The sequence below is a fragment of the Gottschalkia acidurici 9a genome (genome assembly GCF_000299355.1).
Lineage (GTDB): Bacteria > Bacillota > Clostridia > Tissierellales > Gottschalkiaceae > Gottschalkia > Gottschalkia acidurici.
Map to the genome: position 1 here is coordinate 758,661 of NC_018664.1, position 23,034 is coordinate 781,694.

The window sequence follows — 23,034 nt, forward strand, 5'->3', positions numbered from 1 at the left end:
GGCTGAAATTTCTTATAAACAGAGTTAGAGTAATTGACCAAAAATCAATTTTAATACAAATACTTTGCTTAAGGGGGAAGATATATGTTTAGTAAGTCTTTAAATGATATATTAGATGGGAAAAATTTAACGGAAGAAAATGCACAACTAATAATGCATTCAATAATGCAAGGAGAACTATCAGAATCACAAATATCTGCACTACTAATAGGGTTAAGAATGAAAGGTGAAACGGTAGAAGAAATAACAGGGTTTGCTAGAGGTATGAAAAACAATGCTAGAAGAGTAAGTGTAGATAGCTATAGTATAGATACTTGTGGAACTGGTGGAGACGGAGGAAAGACTTTCAATATATCAACAGCAGTATCTATAGTAGCATCCGCTGCGGGGGTTTCAGTAGCAAAGCATGGAAACAGGGCGGTATCTAGTAAAAGTGGAAGTGCTGATGTATTAGTAGAATTAGGCTTTAATATAGATATAGATCCACATATAGCTGAAAGTTGCTTGAAAGAAAAAGGTATGGCATTTTTATTTGCACCAAACTATCATACAGCTATGAAGAATGTAGCACCAGTAAGACGTGACTTAGGAATAAGAACAATATTTAATATGCTGGGTCCATTAAGTAATCCAGTAGATATAAAAGGTCAAGTTCTAGGAATTTATGATGGAAGGCTTACTAACACTATAGCAAATGTGTTGCTAAAGTTAGGAATGGAAAGAGCATTAGTGGTACATGGAGATGATGGGCTAGACGAAATAACAACGACAACGACTACTACAGTAAGTGAAGTTAGAGATGGAAGAGTAATAGATTACAAGATAAGTCCAGAGGAATTCGGAATGAGTCTTGCAGATCCAAAAGACATATCTGGTGGAGATGCAAAAGAAAATGCAGAGATAATACTAAACATCTTAAAAGGAAAAAAAGGTCCAGAAAGAGATATAGTAGTTCTTAATGCTGGAGCAGCATTATATGTAGGAAAGATGGCTAGTAACTTAAAGGAAGGAATAAAGTTAGCAGAGGAAGTAATAGATTCAGGAAAAGCACTAGATAAATTAAATGAACTAATAGAGTACAATAGGAGGATATTATGTTTATCTTAGATAAAATAGTTGAGGTTAAAAAGAAGCAGCTAGAGATTGAAAAGCAAGAAATTAGTCTAGAAGAAATGATAGAAAAATCTAAGGAAGATAGAATTATAAGAGATTTTGAAGATGCACTAGACAATGATGATATATCAGTTATATCTGAAATAAAAAAGGCATCACCTTCTAGAGGAATAATAAAAGAAGATTTTAACCCAGTTTTTACAGCAAAAATATATGAAGAAAGTCCATTCAATGCTATATCAGTTTTAACAGAAAGAGAGTTTTTTCTAGGTGATGATAAGTATATAAATATGGTTAAAGAAGTAACTACTAAGCCTATATTAAGAAAAGACTTTATAATAGATGAATATCAAATATATCAATCAAAGGTGATAGGAGCAGATGCAATACTTTTAATAGCAGCTATATTAAAAGGAAAACTTAAAAGCTATTATGATTTAGCTAAAAGTCTAGGACTTCATGTGTTAGTAGAGGTTCATGGAGAAGATGAAATAGAAGAAGCTATAGAAAGTGGATGTAGATTAATAGGAATAAACAACAGAAATCTAAAAACCTTTGATGTAGATTTAAAGCATACTGAGAAGCTAATAAAACTACTACCTAGTGATAAAATAGTTATTTCAGAAAGTGGAATTAAGGGTTATGAGGATATGGAATACTTAAAATACTTAGGAGTAAAAGGAGTACTTGTAGGAGAAACACTTATGAGAAATTTAAGTAATGAACCAAAGTCTATAATTTTAGGCGATATACTTACTCCATAATCATAAGGAATTTAGTATCTTTACAATACAGCATATAAAAAGGATGTAATTATATTATGGTTAAAATAAAAGTTTGTGGGATAAGAAGAAATCAAGATATAGAGTATGTAAATACTTTAAGGCCAGAATATATAGGATTTATATTTGCAGAAAGTAAGAGAAAAGTGACTAAAGAGGAAGCTTTTACTCTAAAAGAATTACTAAATAAAGATATTAAAACTGTGGGTATATTTGTAAATGAAGATTTAAAAAATGTAAAAGACATAGCTAACTTTGTAGGTTTAGACATAGTACAATTACATGGAGATGAAGATGCAAGATATATAGATAGTCTTAAAAGCGAACTTATAAATAAAAGTATTTGGAAAGCTGTTAGAATAAAAGATGAAAATAGTTTAAAAGATATAGAACAGTTCAATGTAGATGGAATACTTTTAGATACTTACTCTAAAGAAGCATATGGTGGACTTGGAGAATCATTTGATTGGAATATAGTGAGGAACTTAAAGACAAACAAAAAAGTTATTTTAGCGGGTGGACTTAATTCTGATAATGTAGAAAGAGGCATAAACAAGGTGCGCCCTGATATAATAGATGTTTCTAGTGGTGTAGAAACAGATGGATATAAAGATTTTAATAAAATGAAAAGTTTCATAAAAAAAGGGAGGAAGTTATAATGACAAATACGATAGTTAAGGGTAAGTTTGGAAAATTCGGAGGACAATATGTAGCAGAATCAGTAATGAATGTTTTAGGAGAATTAGAGGTAGCATTTGAGGAAGCTAAGAACGACCAAAGCTTTGCAGATGAATTTAATTACTATATGAAAGATTATGTAGGAAGAGAAAATCCATTATACTATGCAGAAAATCTTTCAAAAAAATATGGAAAAGCAAAAATATACTTAAAAAGAGAAGATTTAAACCATACAGGAGCACACAAAATAAATAACGCTATAGGTCAAGTACTTCTAGCTAAAAGAATGGGTAAAAAAAGAATAATCGCAGAAACAGGAGCAGGTCAACATGGAGTTGCAACAGCTACAGCGGCAGCACTATTTGGTATGGAATGTGAAATATTTATGGGAGAAGAAGATACAAAAAGACAGGCACTTAACGTATTTAAAATGGAAGCTCTAGGAGCTAAAGTTAACTCTGTAACTACAGGAAGTAAAACTCTAGCAGATGCTGTAGACGCAGCATTACAAGATTGGGTAGAAAATATAGATACTACATTCTATATCTTAGGTTCAGCAGTAGGACCACATCCATATCCAACTATAGTGAAATACTTCCAAAGTATTATCTCTAAAGAAGCTAAAAAACAAATATTAGAGAAAGAAAACAGATTACCAGACTATGTAGTAGCTTGTGTAGGTGGAGGAAGTAATGCTATTGGAATGTTTAGTGAATTTATAGAAGATGAAGAAGTAAAATTAATAGGGGTAGAACCAGCAGGTCTTGGATTAGACACTGATAAACATGCAGCTACAATGACAAAAGGAAGTGTTGGAATATTACACGGAATGAAGACATACGTACTTCAAGATGAAGATGGTCAAATATTACCAGTACACTCTATATCAGCAGGATTAGACTATCCAGGAGTAGGACCTGAGCATTCTCACTTAAAAGATATCGGAAGAGCAGAATATGTTAGCGTAACAGATGATGAATCAGTTGATGCTCTTATGGAATTAACTAAAGTAGAAGGTATAATACCAGCTATTGAAAGTGCGCATGCAGTAGCACATGTATTAAAACTTGCAAAATCATTAGAAGAAGAAAAGATAATAATAATCTCACTTTCAGGTAGAGGAGATAAAGATATAGCTAGAATAGCAAGATTAAAGGGAGTAAATGTAACAGACGAAGAATAAGAAACGAGTTAATTAAGCAGATGACCCAACATATTCTTGTTGGTGTCAATTGCTTAATTTTAAATATTTAGTGGTTAAGGGGAGGTTAGTTTACTTAAAGAACAATAAAAGTGGTATTTTGAGTGAGCAAATATAAAGGGGCTGAAGGTGTTGAATAGATTAGATAAAAGATTTAAGGATTTAAAGGAAAGAAATGAAAAAGCTCTTATTACATTTATAACTAGTGGAGTTCCAGATCTTGAAACTACAGAAGAACTAGTTCTCGAAATGGAAAAGGCAGGAGCAGATGTAGTGGAACTTGGTATTCCATATTCTCGCCCTATAGCTGACGGTAAAATTATAGCAGAAGCATCTAAAAGAGCTTTAGAAAACGGAATTAAGACATCTAAAGTTATGGAAATGGTAAAGAATTTAAGAGAGAAAACAGAATTACCACTAGTTTACCTAGTATATTTTAATACTGTATTTGCTTACGGTGTAGATAGATTTCTAAGTAAATGCAATGAGGTAGGAATAGATGGAATAATCATACCTGATCTTCCGATAGAAGAAAGGGATGAAGTGCTAGAAGCTTGTAAAGAAAACTATGTTCACTTAATACCGTTAGTAGCACCTACATCTAAAGATAGAATAAAAGAAATAACTGAAGGTACAGGTGGATTTGTTTACTGTGTAGCAGTGAATGGGGTTACTGGAACTAGAGATAGTATAAATGAAAATATTCAAGAATATATGGACACGGTATCAAAATTTACAGACACACCAAAAGCTATAGGATTTGGTATATCAAGTCCAGAAATGGCTAAGGAGTATAAGGACTACTCAGATGGAGTAATAGTAGGAAGTGCAATAGTTAGAAAAATACTAGAGGGAAATAGTAGAGAAGAGATAGTGAAAAGTATAAGCAGTTTTGTAAAAGAATTAAAAGATGCTGTATTAGATAAATAGTATACTTGTACGATATATTCATGTAGTCATAAAAAGGAAGGTGGATCAAATGTTAAAAAGAAAAGGTATAATATTAACGTTAGTAACTGTAATGATATTGACTTTACTATCAGGATGTGGAACTCAGAAAAACAATAGTGATGGTAGTGTTAATTCAAGTACAGGTAAAGATAAAAAAGACATTATAAAGATAGGTGAAGTTCAGGTTACAGAATACTTTGGACTTGATTTAAGTCGTGAGGGATTTAGAGCAGCCCTGGCATCTAGAGGCTACAAAGAGGGAGAAAATATTGAAATTGAGTATGCAAATGCGCAAAGTGACCAGAGTGTAGGACAAAATATAGCTCAAAGTTTTGCAAATAGTAATAAAGATCTTATACATGCTGTAGCAACACCTGTTGCACAGGCATCATATAATGCAACTAAAGATATACCAATAGTATTTACAGCAGTTACAGATCCTGTAGATGCGGGAATAGTTAAAAATCTAGACAAATCAGGTACTAATGTTGTAGGAATGTCAGATATGGTTCCTATGAAAGCACAATTTAACTTAATTAAAAAATTCTTTCCAGAAGCAAAAAAACTAGGGATAGTTTATAGTTCTAGTGATGCAAATTCATCAGTAAAAGTAAAGGAAGCAAAATCTATAGCTAGTGAATATGGACTTGAAATAATAGCACAAGGAGCTGCAACTACTAATGATGTAGGTCAAACAGTGGAATCGCTGTTAGGAAAAATAGATATATTATATGTACCAACAGATAGCACAGTGGTTCCAGCAATGCCTATTATCATAACAAAAGCATTAGAAAAGAAAATTCCAATAATACCAGAGGAAAAAGGTCAAGTAGAGCTTGGAGCTTTAGCAGCGGAAGGAATAGATTTTTATAAGTTAGGATATGAAAGTGGTCTTATGGCAGCAGATATATTAGATGGTAAAAGTAAACCTCAAGATATGCCATCTAAGATATTAGAAGATAGGGATATATATGTAAATAAAGAAACACTAGAGAAGTTAGGATTGACTATACCGGAGGATATAAAAGATAAAGTTAAATTTGTAGAAGTTAAAAAGTAGTTTTATATTATGTTAAAATTATGTTACAAATAAAAAAGTAGTTGAATTAGGAAATTATATATGCTAACATTAGTTAGAAATGAAAAACCAATAAAAGGAGGTCGTGTTATGTTTAGGTTAACACTTGTTAAATCTATCAAAGGCAAATTAAATAAATATAATAACTTAAAAAATTATATAATTATACACGACCTTTATCGTTAATTAATTAGAATAGTTAAATATGATAAATTTATAAAGAATTATAAAGGACATATTTTTATTTTGTTTGCTATTTTACTATTATAACTGTTTTAAAATACTGATAATAGAGCCATAGGTTTGTGTATATACCTATGGCTTTTTTTATTGATAGTTTACAGTCTAAAACTCTAATGTATAGATAATATATAGTTTCTGGATAGAACTGAGATAGGCAGTAAGTAAGAATATATAGTTATCAACTATTATCTTATTCTGTGCAGAAATTCAGGTGGATAAATAACTTTAATAAAAGCCATAGGTAAAAGTATACCTATGGCTTTTATTATATAAAAAATAAATAAGGAGGAGTAGTTATGGCAAGAAACAACATCAGAAGTAAAACTTTTAGAGGTGGAACAGGGTAGCTTTAATTAAAACTCAAATATACAAAAGGAGTTGAAGTCTTTGGAGAGTTGTAAATTATTAATTAAATTTATGAGAGGTAAATTACTGAAATATATAGCTTCTATTATATGTGTCGGGCTAAATATAGCATTTACTATGCTAGTACCAATAGTTATAAGTATAACTATTGACTCTATAATAGGTAACAAGCCTATAGATGCACCAATGATTATCATGAAAGGAATAGAATATATTGGCGGAAAAAGTGTAATGGCTAAAAATATTTGGATATGTAGTTTGGCTATTGTACTTATCACAATTTTTAGAGGAATATCTATATATTTAGGTGGAAAGTGGTCAGCAGAAGCTTCAGAGTCAACAGCAAAAAATATGAGAGATGAGCTATATAAGCACTTACAATTGCTTTCATATGACTATCATATTAAATCTGAAACTGGTGATCTTATACAAAGATGCACTTCGGATATAGAAACTGTGAAAAAATTCTTAACTACACAACTCGTTGAGATAGGATATGCAGTATTTATGTTAACAGGTGTACTAACTGTTATGCTTTCACTAAATATAAAACTAACTCTTGTTGCTATGGCAGTAGTTCCAATAATATTTATATTTTCTATAATATTTTTTAACGTTGTTAAACGGACGTTTAAAGTTGCAGACGAAGCAGAAGGAAAATTATCAAATGTATTGCAAGAAAATCTTACCGCAATGAGAGTAGTAAGAGCTTTCGGAAGACAATCTTATGAAATAGATAAGTTTGATAAGAGTAATAAGTTGTTTAAAGACCTTACGTATAAACTTATGAGACAGTTAGCATGGTACTGGTCACTGTCGGATTTTATATGTTTACTTCAAATAGCATTTGTGTTAATCATAGGTTCATACTTATCTGCTAAAGGAGAGATTACATTAGGAACTTTAGTTGTGTTTATTACTTATGAAGGTCTACTTTTATGGCCAGTAAGACAAATGGGTAGAATACTTTCAGATATGGGAAAGACGATAGTTGCTACAAGTCGTATAAAAGAGATATTAGACGAAAATACAGAGTATGAAAAGATTGAACAACTTAAACCTGAAATATTAGGAAATATTGAATTTAAAAATGTGACATTTCAATATGATGAAGGTAAAGAGGCACTTAAAGATATATCTTTCACAGTAGGAAAAGGTCAAACGATAGCAATATTAGGTCCTACCGGATCAGGGAAAACATCTTTGGTAAATCTATTGGGAAGACTTTATGACTATCAGAAAGGTTCTATAAAGATAGATGGTGTTGAACTTAAAAACATAGATAAGAAGTGGGTAAGAAGTCATATCGGAATAGTACTTCAGGAACCATTCTTATATGGGAAAACTATAAAAGCAAATATAGGAATAGCCAAAGAGAATGTAGAAGATGAAGAAATATTTAATGTAGCTAAGGATACATCTATTCATGATGTAATAATGGGATTTAAAAATGGATATGACACATTAGTCGGGGAGCGTGGAGTTACTCTATCTGGAGGTCAAAAGCAAAGATCGGCTATTGCTAGAATCTTAATAAATAACTATCCAATACTAGCATTTGATGACTCATTAAGTGCAGTAGATACAGAAACAGATGCTCATATTCGTAAAGCTTTAAAAGAGAGAAATGGAGATACTACTACATTTATAATATCTCATAGAATTGGTACTATTGCCGAAGCTGATTTAATCTTGGTTTTAGAGCAGGGAAAATTAACTCAAATAGGAAAACATGAAGAATTATTAAATGAGCATGGATTATATAAAAGAATATGGGATATGCAAAATTCTTTAGAAGAAAAACTAGGTTAAAAGGAGGGAAAAATTATGACTAATTTAGAAGAAGAAGAATTTAAGCGGAAATTTAACTTGAAACTATGGAAAGAAATATTACTATACGGAATGCCTTCTAAAAAGCTACTAGTATTCTTAGCTATAATAATGGTAGGGGTAGGAGGAATAGATGCCATATTTCCACTTATGAATAAATATGCTATAGATAACTTTGTAACTACCGGAAATATAAAAGGATTATATTCTTTTGGAGCTATATATTTTATATTAGTGCTATTACAAGCTATAAATGTATGGTTACTAATAGACACATCTGGAAAAATACAGACACAGATAACATATAATATAAGAAAAAAGGCATTTAAACATTTACAAGAGTTGTCATTTTCTTATTTTGATACTACTCAGGTTGGATGGATAATGTCTCGTATGACATTGGATACACAAAAATTAGGAGATATTGTAGCTTGGGGACTTGTAGACATGATCTGGGGACTTACTATGATGGTAGTTATAATATGTGCAATGCTTTACTTAAACCTAAAGCTAGCTATTATAACTCTGTCAGTAGTTCCAGTGGTTATAGTCGTGAGTATGTATTTTCAGAAAAAAATGCTGAAATCTCATCGTCAAGTTAGAAAAATAAATTCAAAAATTACAGGTGCGTTTAATGAGGGAATAATGGGTGCTAGAACTACTAAAACTCTAAGTAGAGAAGAAAAAAATCTAGAAGAGTTTAAAGAACACACTAGTGAGATGAAACTTTATTCAATAAGAGCAACTGTTTTATCGTCTCTTTATCAGCCTATAGTTATTACACTTGGGAGTATCGGAACGGGTATAGCTCTTTGGTTTGGAGGAAAATCTGTATTGATGGAGGTTATAGGATATGGTACATTAGTAGCATTTATATCTTATACAGTCCAATTTTTTGAACCATTAAGAGAATTAGCTCGTGTATTTTCAGACTTACAATCTGCTCAAGCTTCAGCAGAAAGAATACTATCTCTTCTAAATACAGAACTAGAAATAAAAGATAAACATGAAGTGATAGAGAAATATGGAGATACATTTAATCCTAAGAAAGAAAATTGGCCTCAAATTGAAGGGAATATAAGTTTTAAAAATGTATCATTTTCATATAAGACAGGGGAGAAGATATTAGAAAACTTTAATTTTGAAGTTAAGTCAGGTCAAACAGTAGCATTAGTAGGAGAGACTGGATCTGGAAAAAGTACTATAGTTAACCTAGCATGTAGATTCTACGAGCCAACAAAGGGAGAAATATTAATAGATGGGGTAGATTACAGGGAAAGATCACAACTTTGGCTTCACTCTAACTTGGGTTACGTACTACAGTCACCAGAGCTTTTTAGTGGAACCATTAAGGAAAATATAGTCTATGGAAATTTGGATGCAAGTGAGTTAGACATTATAAAAGCTGCTAAATTAGTAAATGCCCATGAATTTATAAAAGATTTAGAAAAAGGCTATGACACAGAGGTAGGTGAAGGTGGAAGTAGACTTTCTACGGGACAAAAACAACTAATATCTTTTGCAAGAGCAGTACTTGGTGATCCTAAGATATTTGTACTAGATGAAGCTACTTCATCAATAGATACGGAAACAGAGAAAATAATACAAGATGCACTTCAGAAAGTATTAAAAGGAAGAACTAGCTTTATAATAGCTCATAGATTATCTACCATAAAATCTTCAGACTGCATATTAGTAATAAAAAAAGGTAAAGTTGTGGAGCAAGGAACACATCAAGAGCTGTTAAAGCTTAAAGGATATTACTATAGACTATATACTAATCAATTTAAAGAAGAGCAAGAAGCAAAAATCTTACACTCGTAATGTATATTATTTGGATAAAAATCATCAAAAGGAAAATAATATAGCTTAAGTAGTTATATTATAAGAGTAAAGGGTGTATGATTTGGAGCTAAAAAAATTAAAAACAGATACAGAGCTTTAGTTTTAAGTATTACAGCTGTATGTTTAACATTATTAGTGTTAAATATATATTAGATTTAATAAAATAAATAATAGTAATTAAAAAAGTGGAGATTTAAATTTTGAGTCTCCACTTTTTATAGTATTTATACAATTTAGTATTTAAAAAAACAAATAAAATGATATAATGAATTATTAAGAAAAAATATAAATTAAGTTAAGGGGGACGGAAATGATCAGTATAGGAAGTTTAAATATCAAATACCCTATAATTCAAGGTGGAATGGCAATAAAAGTTTCCATGGCAAAATTAGCAGGTGCAGTAGCTAAAGAAGGCGGAATGGGAGTAATAGCAGGAACATCTATAACTACTAAGAAGCTAAGAGAAGAAATAAAAAAAGCTAAAGAAATAGCATCAGGCAATGGAGCTATTGGAGTTAATATAATGTTCGCTGTAACAAACTTTTTTGAATTAGTAGAGGCTGCTATTGAAGCTAAAGTAGACTTTATTACATTTGGAGCAGGATTTTCAAGAGATATATTTGATATAGGTAAAAAACACAACACTCCAATAATACCTATAGTATCATCAGTAAGATTAGCTAAAATATCAGAAAGATTAGGAGCAAGTGCAGTAGTTGCAGAAGGTTCAAATGCTGGAGGACACTTAGGTACAGACTTAACTTCTTGGGATATAATAAAAGGAATTAAAGAAGCAGTAAAGATACCTGTATTTGGAGCGGGAGGTATAGTAACTCCGGAAGATGCTAAGAAAATGCTAGATCTCGGAGCTGATGGAATACAAATGGGAACTAGATTTGTGGCAACAGAAGAGTGTGAAGTTGATGATAAATTTAAGCAAATGTATATAGAAGCAAAAGAAGATGATGTAGTAGAAATAATGAGTTCAGCAGGATTACTAGCAAATGCTTTAAAGTCACCGTTTGTGGAAAAAATATTAAATGGAAATCCAGATAAACCTAGCGAGTGTAATAATTGTTTAAAAAAATGTACTCATAAATTTTGTGTAAATGATAGATTAGTTCGTGGTCATTCAGGGGATCATGAAGGTGGAATAATGTTTGCAGGAAAAGATGTGTGGAAAATAGACAGTATATTATCAGTTAAAGAAGTATTTGAAAGATTTAAACCTATATTTGAATAAGACGAGTCTCTTTAAGAACATAAGCACTATCAAAATTATTGTATAAATATAATAATCTGATAGTGTTTATTTTATTATAGCTAAAATATATTTTAATAAGGGAGAAATAATATGGCTAAAGAATTAGAAGTAAAAGTTTTAAATATAGATAAAAAAGAGCTAGAGGAAAAGCTACTAAAATTAGGAGCTACATTAATTAAGAAAGAGCATCAGATAAACACTGTACTAGATACTAAAGAAGGAAATATAGAGAACTCTGGAAAAGGATATTTGAGAATAAGAGAGAGTAAAGATTTAGCTAATAACAAAGTAGAATATATATTAACTTTTAAAAAAAATATAAATAATAATGGTATAAGAGAAAACAAAGAGATAGAAACTAAGTTTACAGACAAAAAAGCAATGATTGAAATATTAGAAAACTTAGACGTATATATAAAAAATGAAGGCAGTAAAGAAAGAATAAGTTATGAATATGAAGCTATAAGATTTGATATAGATACATGGGATAAAGATACGTATCCATATCCTTATTTAGAAATAGAAGTTACTAAAAAAGAAGATATAGATAAAGCTATAAGACTACTTAATGTAGATGAGAAAGATATAACCTTGAAGTCACTAAAACAATTAAGGCAAGAAGCAGGATTAGAATAAAGAGAATACATACTAGAAACCTATCTAAACTATAATAGATAGATTTTCTTGTTTTTAAAATTATAAAGGGATATAAAGTTGCTAAATAGAATAAACTAAGAAAGGATATTTTAATAAGAGGAGGGGAATATATGCTAAGCAAAAGTTTATTAGAGGACATTATAAATACAGCAATGTCTACCGGTGGAGACTTTGCAGAGGTATTTGTAGAAGATAGATATAGTACTTCACTATATTTAATAGGTGGAAAAGTAGAAGATGGTATGGCTGGTAGAGACTTCGGAGTAGGAATAAGGATATTTAATGGATTAAATAGCATATATGTTTATACTAACAATTGCAATAGAGACAATCTATTAAAAGTAGCAAAAGAGGGAGCTATGGCAATAAAAAAAGCCAAGAAAGATTTAATACTAGATCTAACTAAAGGAGAAGTATTAAACTTAAATCCTATAAAAATAATGCCTAATACAGTGAAAAGTACTACTAAGGTAGATTTGATGAAAAGAGCTTATTATGCTGCTAAAAATTATGATGAAATAATATCTCAAGTTTCAGTTTCATATGGAGATTATGAACAGAATATATTAGTAGCAAATTCAGAAGGACTTCTTGTGGAAGATAAAAGAATTAGAACAAGAACGTCTATATCATCAGTAGCGTCTAAAAATGGAGAAATGCAGACTGGGTTCTTTGGACCAGGAGCTCATATGGGCTTCGAGTTCTACGATACTTTTAATATAGAAGATTATGCAAAAGAAGCATCTAGAATTGCAAAAACTATGATAAATGCAGAGCATTGTCAAAGTGGAAAAATGCCTGTAATTATAGACAATGGATTTGGTGGAGTAATATTTCATGAGGCTTGTGGTCATGGACTAGAAGCTACATCAGTTGCAAAGAAGTTGTCAGTATATACAGATAAAATAGGTCAAAAAGTAGCATCAGATTTAGTAACTGCAATAGATGATGGAACTATGGTAAATGAATGGGGATCTTCTAATATAGACGATGAGGGGCACAAAACTCAGAAAAATGTTCTAATAGAAAATGGTATCCTTAAAGGATATATGGTAGATAAATTAAATGGAATAAAAATGGGGATGAAGTCAACTGGTTCAGGAAGAAGACAATCATATAGATATCCGCCTACTTCAAGAATGACTAATACCTATATAGCAAATGGAAAGTCTACAAAAGAGGAAATAATAGCTAATACAGAAAATGGACTTTACGCAAGGTACATGGGTGGAGGGTCTGTAAATCCAACTACAGGTGAATTTAACTTTGCTGTTACAGAAGGATATATGATTAAAAATGGTAAAATAGATAAACCAGTTAGAGGAGCAACTCTTATAGGAAATGGATTAGAAGTATTAAACAAAATAGATATGGTAGGAAATAACTTGTTATATGGTCAAGGAATGTGCGGTTCAGTAAGTGGATCTGTTCCTACTAACGTAGGTCAACCTATAATTAGAGTTTCATCTATCACAGTTGGTGGAAGAAAGGAGGACTAGTAAATGAAATTAGCTGAAATATTATTTCAAAAAGGAAAAGAAGCAGGATTTGAAGATATGGAAGTATATTTTCAAAGTAATAATAGCTTCAATTTGAAAATATTCGAAGGTGAAATAGTTAATTATTCGATATCTGATGAACAAGGGCTTTCATTTAGAGGAATATATAATCAGAAAATGGGATATTCATATACTGAAAAAGTGGACGAAACTTCTGTAGATATGCTTATAAAAGAGGCTAAAGCAAATGCTACTATAATAGATAGTGATGATGAAGAATTCATATATGAAGGATCGAAGGAATACAAAGAAGTTAATAACTATAATAAAGCTCTAGAAGATATATCTAATGAAGAAAAGATAAAGTTGGCATTTGAATTAGAGAAAGAAGCATTAAGCTTAGACAAGAGAGTAGAAGCAGTTGATCCTTGTATATTTAGTGAGTCATCAAGTGAAAGTATAGTTATAAATTCTAAAGGGTTAAGACTTGAAGATAAGTCTAACTTAGCTTTTGCTTACTTAGGAGTAAAAGTAAAAGACGGAGAAGATATAAAAACTTCAGCTAAATATGCTATTTCTAATGATTTTAATAAGTTTGATACTAAAACCTTAGCAAAAGGAGCCGTTGATGAGGCTGTATCTATGTTAGGTGCAAAACCTGTAAAATCAGGACAATATGAAATAATTTTAAGAAATGATATATCTGCGAATATACTTGAAGCATTTTCTTCAATATTCTCAGCGGAAGCAGTTCAAAAAGATTTATCTTTATTAAAAGGAAAAATTGGAGAGAAAATAGCTAATAATCTAATAACTATAGTAGATGATCCTTTTCTGAAGGATGGAATAGCGTCTACTGGATTTGATAGTGAGGGAGTAGCTACAAAGCATAAAAAGTTAATAGATGGTGGAGTACTAAAAACATTCCTTCATAGTCTGAAAACAGCTAAGAAAGATGGAGTGGAACCAACTGGAAATGGGTTTAAAGGATATAAATCATCTATATCTATATCGCCGACAAACATGTATATAGAAAATGGGGATACAAAATTAGAAGATATGATAAGAAGTATAGATAGAGGATTACTGATTGTAGATGTTCAAGGGTTACACTCAGGGCTTAACACTATATCAGGTGATTTTTCACTATCTGCATACGGTTTTTTAATAGAAGGAGGAAGGGTCTTAAGACCAGTTAATCAAATAACTATAGCAGGAAACTATTTTGAAGTTTTAAATGATGTAGAAATAGTAGGAAGCGACTTAGAGTTCGCATTACCTGGAGCTGGTTATATAGGGTCACCTTCGTTAAAGATAAAAAAATTATCAGTTGCTGGAGAATAGCCATTTAAATATAAATATAATAAAATATCCCCTGTAGATAATCATTTTCTACAAGGGATATTTATATATTAGAGCTATAAGGTATTTATATATAAACTTAGCTTAGATTCTATCTCTATCTCTATCCTCATCTATATATCTGTCTCTTTCTTTAAATAAGAAAGTTATACAGTAAATACCAGCTAGACCTACAAGACCATATACTACTCTGCTTAGAAAAGCATCTTGACCACCAAATAAGTTTGCTACTAGGTCAAATTGAAATAGAGCAATTAGTCCCCAGTTTAGTGCGCCTATAATTACTAGTACTAAAGATAATCTATCCATGAAATTAAATCACTCCTTAAAGTTGTTGTAAAAGTATTATTTCACTTAAAGCAACTTTATATACAATATTAAAAAAATCAGTAACAATTTTCAATCTTGTGAATAGAATATGTAATATAGGTATTAATACATATTTGAAAGGGGCGAGATAACATGGCATTAGAAACTAGTGCTGGTTTTGAAGAAGAGTTTGATGCTCTTAGCTATGATTGTGAAGAAGGTGATGATTACATAACAAGCGATGACTGTATAGAAAGTGAAAATTGTGGTGAATGTGGAAGAACCAACTTTTCATTACTATTCTTTTTCCTTCTGTTAGTTATAATATTTAATCAAGGTGGATTTTCCATGCATGAATCGCATGAAAGCTTATTATTTTTCTTCTTAATTTTAGTAGTTTTATTCAATATATTTTAATAAAATCTATTATTCACATTAACTTAAATAGAGATAGAATATAAGATTCTATCTCTATTTAAATTTTTTGACTTAAAGCATTTCAATTATTCTATATTGACTATTTTTAGAAAGATCGCAGTAATCATTACCTATTTTTACTATGGGCTTATCTATATTTCCAGAAGGAATAAATATAATTTCTCCAATTTCACCAGTATTCATTTTTACTTTAGAGCCTATATATAAGCTGCCTATATTATTTAAAAATATTAACATTATTTTAGTATCTAATTTATCGTATCCGATATCTATAAGTTCATTGAAAGTATCGAAAGGAGTACTTTTTTCCCTATAGGCTCTTTCAGAAGTGATAGCATCATATACATCACAAATTCCTATTATTTTTGCAAATAAACTTATGTCTTGATCCTTTAAGCCCATAGGGTATCCAGTTCCATCTATTCTCTCATGATGCATTAGTATTCCATTTTTAACTTCGTCACTAATATTTTCAAAGTTTTGACATATGTTATATCCATAAGTAGTATGTTTTTTTATTTCTTCAAACTCTTCATCTGAAAGAGTTCCAGGTTTGTTTAAAATACTTTCGTCTATTTTAGATTTACCTATATCGTGTAAAACAGCTGATTTAACGAGTGATTCAATACTATCTTCGCTTAAATTTAACCATTTACCTAAGAGCATAGAATACAGAGCAACATTTATGGAATGGGCATAAGTATACTCATCAATTTCTTTAAGCTCACCTATAGATTCAATAGCAGCATATATATCTTCTGAACTTTTAAAAACTTCATCTGATATATCAGTGATCTTTTCTAAGCTTACACTTTTACCATCCATAATATCGTTAAATAGATTTTTTACATTGGAAACACTATTCTTGTATTGTTCCTTAAAGACTTCCTTTTTATTAGTTATTTTTTCACTAGAATTACCTTTAGGTTCATAGTCATCTGTATCTTTAGAGTCAAATATTAATAGTGATCCTATGCCTAGCTCTTTTAATCTTTTTATAACGCGTTCGTTTATAACAGTACTTTTTACTACTATAGACATATTTGCCTGATCAGTGAATATATCTTCAGCAAGTATATCTCCATCTTTAAGCTGATCTACTGTTACTAATCTTGTCAAAATGCAACACCTACCTCACATTATCTATATTTTTCTATGTCACAAAACTTTTGGTGGTTATATAATTATACTACTTAACTAGAATATTTACCCATTAAAGAATTGAGCAATCAGATATAGCATAAGCTTCACTATAAAGACCTTATTTATCAATATATGAATTAACCTTATATATATAGCTAATAATAGAATAAATATTGCTAATATAAGGAGAGATGAGAAAAGGTGTATGTTCCTAAAAGAGTATTGTTTGAAGAAAAGGCCCTATCTTATGAGCTAGGAGCCGAATTATATAAATCTTTTAAAGAAAAAGGAGTAGTAACTCATATATTAAAAGGAAATAGAGTATCTGGAATTCCAGGAGATAGTCCTCAAAGTTTATATTCAGAAGGGAAAAGTACATTAGTAGTTAGAGTAAGAAAAAAAGGTGAATTTCAAACTTGTAAACCATCTGCACATTATCAGTTACCACTAGTATCAGGTTGTGCTGGAAAGTGTGAATACTGTTATTTGAATACTAGATTTGGAAACAAACCGTATATAACTGTATATGCTAATATAGATGAAATACTAGAAGAAACAAAAAAATATATAGAGGAAAGAAAACCACAAGTTACTATATTTGAAGGTGCAGCTACTTCTGATCCTATACCTTTAGAAGAATATACTGGAATGCTTGCTAAGACGATAGAATTTATAGGGAAGGAGGAATATGCTAAATTTAGATTTGTTACTAAGTTTGATACAATAGATAGTTTACTAGGTTTAAATCATAATGGAAAAACCACTATTAGATTCAGTATAAATACAGAAAGGGTAATAAAAACTTATGAACATGGAACTGTAGATTTATACAAAAGAATAGAGGCTTCTAAAAAAATTATAAGTAATGGATATAACCTAGGGTTCATAATAGGTCCAGTGATATTGTATGAAGGTTGGAAAAAAGAATATTTATTTATGCTACATGAACTAAGAAAAATTCTGAAAGGTTATGAAAGTGAGAAAATTCACTTTGAGGTAATATCACATAGATTTACTACAGCTGCAAAAAATAAGATAATCGAGATATTTCCTAAAACTACTTTACCTATGGTAGAAGAAGAAAGAAAATTCAAGTACGGACAATTTGGATATGGTAAGTATTTATATAAACAGGAGGAATTAAATGAAATGAAGGAGTTTTTTCAAAATAATATAAGCAGTCTTTTCCCAAGTAGTGAAGTTGACTATATTATTTAGAAACTCTATTTGTTTATCGGGTAAAGATATTGACAATGACATCTAATTTGTTTATAATAATACATGAATATTAATAAATATTAAAAAATAAATATTAACTATAACGATTTATAGAATGCATAAATAGTATTATAATAGTATATAGATAAAAAATTATATTTATAAGATTAGCGAATAGCTATATCATTTAAAGAAAGTCAATATTAAATGGAGATAATGGGGAGGAGACTTAAAATGAAAGAAAAAGTTGTATTAGCATATTCAGGAGGACTGGATACTTCAATAGTAATACCTTGGTTAAAAGAAAACTATAATATGGAAATAATAGCAGCTTGTATAAACGTTGGACAAGATGACGATATGGATAAAGTAAGAGAAAAGGCAATAGAGTCAGGAGCATCTAAAATATATATAGAAGATGTTAAAGAAGAGTTTGTGAAAGATTATGTGTTTAAAGCTATAAAAGCAAATGCAGTTTATGAAGATAAGTATTTAATGGGAACAGCTGTAGCAAGACCACTTATAGCTAAAAAGTTAGTTGAAATAGCTCATAAAGAAGGGGCAAAATATATTTGTCATGGATGTACTGGTAAAGGAAATGACCAAGTAAGATTCGAAGCTGGAATAGCATCTATAGACTCAAGTATACAAATTATAGCACCTTGGAGAATTTGGGATATAAGCTCAAGAGAAGATGCGATAGATTATGCAAATCAAAAAGGAATATCAGTTCCAGTAACAAAAGAAAAAATTTACTCAAGAGATATGAACTTAATGCACATAAGCCATGAGGGTGGACACTTAGAAGATCCTAAAAATGAGCATAAAGCAGAAGAATTATACTTAATGACTAAAACATTAGAGCAAGCTAAAGATGAACCAACTTATATAGAATTACATTTTGAAAAAGGAGTTCCTACAAAATTAGATGGAAAAGCAATGTCACCAGCTGAGCTTCTAGGTGAGCTAAACAGAATTGGTGGAGAAAACGGTGTAGGTATAGTAGATATATTAGAGAATAGATTAGTAGGAATGAAATCAAGAGGAGTATATGAGTCACCAGGAGCTACAATATTAATGGAAGCTCATAAGGACTTAGAAAAATTAACTTTAGATAAAATGACATATCACTTTAAACAAACTGTAGCTATAAAATACGGAGAACTTGTTTACGATGGATTATGGTTCAGTCAACTTAAGGAAGCACTAGATGCATTCATAGATTCAACACAAGAAACTGTTACAGGTTGGATAAAATTAAAACTTTATAAAGGAAATATAATGATAGCTGGAATGGATTCACCTAATGCACTATATGATGAACAAATATCATCATTTGGAGCGAGTGATCTTTACGACCATAAAGATGCTGATGGATTTATAAAATTATTTACATTACCATTAAAAATAAGATCTATGGCTAAAAACAAATAAATTAGGCGGTGTATTTTATGAAACTTTGGGGTGGAAGATTCCAAAAAGAAGAAAACAAACTAATGGAAGACTTCAACAGCTCTCTTCCATTTGATAAAAGACTATATAAGCAAGATATAACAGGAAGTATAGCTCATGTACAGATGCTTGCTAAAAGTGGAATACTGACAGAAGTTGAAAAAGAGCAGATCATGTCTGGACTTGAAACTATACTTAAGGATATAGAAGAAGGTAAGCTTTTAATAGAGGGAAGCGAAGATATTCATACATTTGTAGAGTCAAACCTTATTCAAAGAATAGGAGATGTGGGAAAAAAACTACACACTTCTAGAAGTAGAAATGACCAAGTGGCACTAGATATGAGAATGTTTGCTAAAGAAAATGGTCAAATGGTAGCAGATATGTTAGAAGATCTAGGTGAAACTATAAAAAGATTAGGTGAAGAAAATAACTATCTAATGCCAGGATATACTCATTTACAAAGAGCACAAGTAGTTACATTTAAACACCACATGATGGCTTATAATAGTATGTTTGGAAGAGATAAAAAAAGACTTTTAAATTGTTTAGATATTTTAGACGAGTCACCACTAGGGTGTGGAGCATTAGCTGGAACTACTCACTCTATAGATAGAGCATATACAGCAGAAAAATTAGGATTTAAAAAACCAGTAGATAATTTTATGGATGGGGTAAGTGACAGAGATTATTTACTAGAAATGCTTTCATCATTTTCAATTATAATGATGCACTTAAGTAGATTAAGTGAAGAACTTATAATATGGAGTAGTCAAGAATTTAGATTTGTCCAAATAGATGATGCTTATGCAACTGGAAGCAGCATAATGCCACAAAAGAAAAACCCAGATGCAGCTGAGCTTATAAGAGGAAAAACAGGTAGAGTATATGGTGCACTTATGGGAATGCTTACTACTATGAAAGGTATACCTTTAGCATATAACAAAGATATGCAAGAGGATAAGCAACAGTTTTTTGATGCACTAGATACAGTTACAGCTTGTTTATCTATAATGAACGAAATGCTGAAAACACTAAAAGTAAATAAAGATGTTTTAAGAAGTGCAGTAAAAGCAGGTTTCTTAAATGCGACAGAAGTGGCAGATTATTTAGTAAATAAAGGTGTAGCGTTTAGAGATGCTCATAAAATAGTAGGAGAAATAGTTATATTATGTGAATCTAAAGGTGTGGCTATAGAAGATTTATCTTTAGAAGAATTAAATGGAGTAGATCCTAACTTTACAGAAGACATATATGATTTCATAGATTATGATCAAGTTTTTAATAAAGGTATAAAAAGAGAATTATTATAAATAAAAAGCAGTTATATTTATCAAAAAGGATAAATATAACTGTTTTTTATTTGAAATAACAGTAAAAATACGACTACAAAATATGCTATAATATAAGCTGTACAGAAAGAAGGTGCAGAAATTTGATTGGAATAAAAGACAAGATAGTGTTTATCCTGATTTGTATAGTTTTGGGGGTAATACTTTCTATCCAATTTAAAACAGTGGTAAGCACAGTTGGAGAAGGTGTTAATCCAAATCAAAGGGGAAAGCAATTATCATTAGAATATGAAAAGCTACAAGATCAAAAAGAAGAATTAAAAAGTAAACTAGATGATGTAGAAAAAGAAATAAAAAAGCACGTAGATATTGAAAAGGATAAAGATGCTCATGTTGAAAAATTATATAGTGAATTAGAAAAATATAAGATGTTTGTTGGATACAGTACCATAAAAGGGCCAGGAATTAGTATAGAAATAAATGAGCCATCTATGCAAATGAAAATGGGAGAAGAAAGTAGTATACTAATTGCAAACTATGATCTTATATTACAATTAATAAGCAGATTAAATGACTTAGGAGCAGAAGCTATATCTATAAATGATCAAAGATATACTAACTACACTAGCTTACAGCCAGATGTTAATCGTATAAAGATAAATGGCATATCAGTTTCACCACCATTTATAATTAATGTAATAGGAAATGCTGAGGAACTTCAAAGAGGATTAAAGGTTAAAGGAAATGTAATGTGGGATATGGAGCATAGATACTTATATGGTGTTAAAATTAAAGAATCTGGAAATATAATCATACCTAAGTATACAAAAATAGAAAAACTAAAGTATGCTAAGCCTAGCAAAGGTAATAACTAATAATAAAGTATAAAAAGAAAAAATTCTTTTTATACTTTATTATTTTAAGGTTAAACTATGTTTAACTGGAGGTATGAAAATGAAAAAGATATTAATAATGATAGTTGTGTTATCCGTTATCGCAACTTCTTGCAACAATAAACAGAATAAAAAGATAAAACAAAATGAGCTAAATGAAGAAAATAAAAAACTGGTAGAAGATATAAGAAATTATACTGGGCAAGAATTAGAGCCTAATGTAAACTATATTCCAATAAAAGATGATAATAGAATTACTAAAAATATGGTTAAAAATATTTATGACATAACATTAAATAAGTTAAAGAATTTCGATAAAAACACTCTAACAGGAAAATTAAATTATCTAAGATTAGTAGAAGTATATGATACACAAATACCAAATAATATAAATGTAGATATACTATATGATAAATATAATATACCTTTTGACTATATGCTCATAACTAGCCAAGATGGACAAATTTATGAGAAACCTAATACTAATTCTAGTATTGCATATAAAGCAGAGTATCTATCTAAGATAAAGCTAGAAGGAAAATTAATTGGAGACGATAATAAAGAATGGTATATAGTATCTTGGACAGAAGATAATGATACTTTATATGGATATGCACCAACAAGCATAGGAGAATTTAGAACCTTCAAATTTCAAAAAATGATAGAGGAAATAGAAAGACTAGATCAAGAGATGGCTATTATGAATTACGGGTATATTTCTAACTATAAAAATAAAAATGGAACAGCACCATTATTAAATGGAGAGTCTATAGATCAATATGGAATACAAGCATATCAAAGTGCTGACGCATACCCTAATCTAGAAAATAGAAGTGAATTTAGATATATTCCAGATGGAATGATAGTATTTATATTAGAGGAAAAAGGAGATTTTTATAAAGTATCCAATTTTGAATATGAAGGTGAGTATTGGGTACACAAGAAATATGTGTCTTTTGAAAATAACATATCTAGTCTGACAAAAGCAGTTGTTATAGATACTACTAATCAAAATGAAGCTGTATTTGAAAAGAGAGATAATGTATGGACTATAATTTCATATACTCTAGCAACTACTGGAGCAAAAGAAAAATATAAATATGAAACTCCTAAAGGAAGATTCAAGGTTCAAGAGAAAAGAGATAAGTTCTACTATATAAATGATGAAACTAAGGAATTAGCTGGATATGGCCCTTATGGCACTAGATTTACAGCTGGAGCATATATACATGGAGTACCAATAGATTTTCAAAAGAAAGATGGTAAAAATATAGACCCAGGTATGAAAGAATACTTAGCTACCATAGGAACTACTCCAAGGTCTCATAAGTGTGTTAGAAACTATACTAGTCATGCTAAATTTGTATATGATTGGGCAGATCTTACAAGTACATCAGTTATAGTTATAGATTAGGTTAAA

Annotated in this window: 20 protein-coding genes; 18 read left to right on the forward strand and 2 right to left on the reverse strand. The window is 30.3% G+C overall.

What is annotated here, in order from left to right; all coding sequences use genetic code 11:
* Window positions 1-84: 84 nt before the first annotated feature.
* The 12 genes from trpD to CURI_RS03465 all read left to right on the forward strand — a co-directional run bounded on the left by trpD (window position 85) and on the right by CURI_RS03465 (window position 14,851).
* A complete protein-coding gene (trpD, locus tag CURI_RS03410; RefSeq protein ID WP_014966882.1) occupies window positions 85-1,107 on the forward strand; it encodes an anthranilate phosphoribosyltransferase in 1,023 nt (340 codons plus the stop codon).
* Entirely contained in the window at window positions 1,095-1,877 is a 783-nt protein-coding gene (gene trpC / locus CURI_RS03415) for an indole-3-glycerol phosphate synthase TrpC (RefSeq protein ID WP_014966883.1), read from the forward strand. The genes trpD and trpC overlap by 13 nt, the downstream gene beginning before the upstream one ends.
* Before the next feature lie 56 nt (window positions 1,878-1,933).
* A complete protein-coding gene (locus tag CURI_RS03420; RefSeq protein WP_014966884.1) occupies window positions 1,934-2,554 on the forward strand; it encodes a phosphoribosylanthranilate isomerase in 621 nt (206 codons plus the stop codon).
* On the forward strand, window positions 2,554-3,756 hold the full coding sequence (gene trpB, locus CURI_RS03425) for a tryptophan synthase subunit beta (protein ID WP_014966885.1): 1,203 nt from the start codon (window positions 2,554-2,556) through the stop codon (window positions 3,754-3,756). Before CURI_RS03420 ends, trpB begins: the two co-directional genes overlap by 1 nt.
* A gap of 147 nt (window positions 3,757-3,903) precedes the next feature.
* The gene (gene trpA / locus CURI_RS03430) at window positions 3,904-4,704 is read left to right on the forward strand and encodes a tryptophan synthase subunit alpha (RefSeq protein WP_014966886.1); all 801 of its coding nucleotides are present in this window, start codon (window positions 3,904-3,906) and stop codon (window positions 4,702-4,704) included.
* A 49-nt stretch (window positions 4,705-4,753) separates the two neighbouring features.
* The gene (locus CURI_RS03435; protein WP_041701497.1) at window positions 4,754-5,785 is read left to right on the forward strand and encodes an ABC transporter substrate-binding protein; all 1,032 of its coding nucleotides are present in this window, start codon (window positions 4,754-4,756) and stop codon (window positions 5,783-5,785) included.
* A gap of 648 nt (window positions 5,786-6,433) precedes the next feature.
* Window positions 6,434-8,224, forward strand: a complete 1,791-nt coding sequence (locus CURI_RS03440; RefSeq protein ID WP_014966888.1) for an ABC transporter ATP-binding protein — start codon at window positions 6,434-6,436, stop codon at window positions 8,222-8,224.
* Between the two features lie 15 nt (window positions 8,225-8,239).
* Window positions 8,240-10,066: an ABC transporter ATP-binding protein gene (locus CURI_RS03445; RefSeq protein WP_014966889.1), complete on the forward strand. Its 1,827-nt coding sequence runs from the start codon at window positions 8,240-8,242 to the stop codon at window positions 10,064-10,066.
* 331 nt (window positions 10,067-10,397) lie between these two features.
* The gene (locus CURI_RS03450) at window positions 10,398-11,330 is read left to right on the forward strand and encodes an NAD(P)H-dependent flavin oxidoreductase (RefSeq protein WP_014966890.1); all 933 of its coding nucleotides are present in this window, start codon (window positions 10,398-10,400) and stop codon (window positions 11,328-11,330) included.
* Window positions 11,331-11,441: 111 nt separating this feature from the next.
* Window positions 11,442-11,987 (forward strand): class IV adenylate cyclase, encoded by a 546-nt coding sequence (locus tag CURI_RS03455; protein WP_014966891.1) that lies wholly within the window; start codon window positions 11,442-11,444, stop codon window positions 11,985-11,987.
* 131 nt (window positions 11,988-12,118) lie between these two features.
* Window positions 12,119-13,507: a TldD/PmbA family protein gene (locus CURI_RS03460; protein WP_014966892.1), complete on the forward strand. Its 1,389-nt coding sequence runs from the start codon at window positions 12,119-12,121 to the stop codon at window positions 13,505-13,507.
* Between the two features lie 3 nt (window positions 13,508-13,510).
* Complete coding sequence (locus CURI_RS03465) at window positions 13,511-14,851, forward strand: TldD/PmbA family protein (protein ID WP_014966893.1); 1,341 nt, start codon at window positions 13,511-13,513, stop codon at window positions 14,849-14,851.
* Window positions 14,852-14,953: 102 nt separating this feature from the next.
* Here CURI_RS03465 and CURI_RS03470 read toward each other — a convergent pair whose 3' ends face one another.
* Window positions 14,954-15,178: a DUF378 domain-containing protein gene (locus tag CURI_RS03470; protein WP_014966894.1), complete on the reverse strand. Its 225-nt coding sequence runs from the start codon at window positions 15,176-15,178 to the stop codon at window positions 14,954-14,956.
* A 153-nt stretch (window positions 15,179-15,331) separates the two neighbouring features.
* Here CURI_RS03470 and CURI_RS03475 point away from each other — a divergent pair, with 153 nt between their 5' ends.
* A complete protein-coding gene (locus CURI_RS03475) occupies window positions 15,332-15,595 on the forward strand; it encodes a hypothetical protein (RefSeq protein WP_014966895.1) in 264 nt (87 codons plus the stop codon).
* A gap of 72 nt (window positions 15,596-15,667) precedes the next feature.
* Here the strand turns inward: CURI_RS03475 and CURI_RS03480 are convergent, their stop codons facing one another.
* On the reverse strand, window positions 15,668-16,735 hold the full coding sequence (locus tag CURI_RS03480) for an HD-GYP domain-containing protein (protein ID WP_014966896.1): 1,068 nt from the start codon (window positions 16,733-16,735) through the stop codon (window positions 15,668-15,670).
* Window positions 16,736-16,960: 225 nt separating this feature from the next.
* Here CURI_RS03480 and splB point away from each other — a divergent pair, with 225 nt between their 5' ends.
* From splB to CURI_RS03505, 5 genes are all read left to right on the forward strand, one after another.
* Complete coding sequence (splB, locus tag CURI_RS03485; RefSeq protein WP_014966897.1) at window positions 16,961-17,977, forward strand: spore photoproduct lyase; 1,017 nt, start codon at window positions 16,961-16,963, stop codon at window positions 17,975-17,977.
* A 234-nt stretch (window positions 17,978-18,211) separates the two neighbouring features.
* Window positions 18,212-19,411, forward strand: coding sequence for an argininosuccinate synthase (locus CURI_RS03490; protein ID WP_041701498.1), 1,200 nt, complete (start codon window positions 18,212-18,214; stop codon window positions 19,409-19,411).
* A gap of 17 nt (window positions 19,412-19,428) precedes the next feature.
* A complete protein-coding gene (gene argH, locus CURI_RS03495) occupies window positions 19,429-20,742 on the forward strand; it encodes an argininosuccinate lyase (protein WP_014966899.1) in 1,314 nt (437 codons plus the stop codon).
* 122 nt (window positions 20,743-20,864) lie between these two features.
* Window positions 20,865-21,596, forward strand: a complete 732-nt coding sequence (locus tag CURI_RS03500) for a DUF881 domain-containing protein (RefSeq protein WP_014966900.1) — start codon at window positions 20,865-20,867, stop codon at window positions 21,594-21,596.
* Window positions 21,597-21,675: 79 nt separating this feature from the next.
* The gene (locus tag CURI_RS03505) at window positions 21,676-23,028 is read left to right on the forward strand and encodes a L,D-transpeptidase (RefSeq protein WP_041701500.1); all 1,353 of its coding nucleotides are present in this window, start codon (window positions 21,676-21,678) and stop codon (window positions 23,026-23,028) included.
* Window positions 23,029-23,034: the final 6 nt, after the last annotated feature.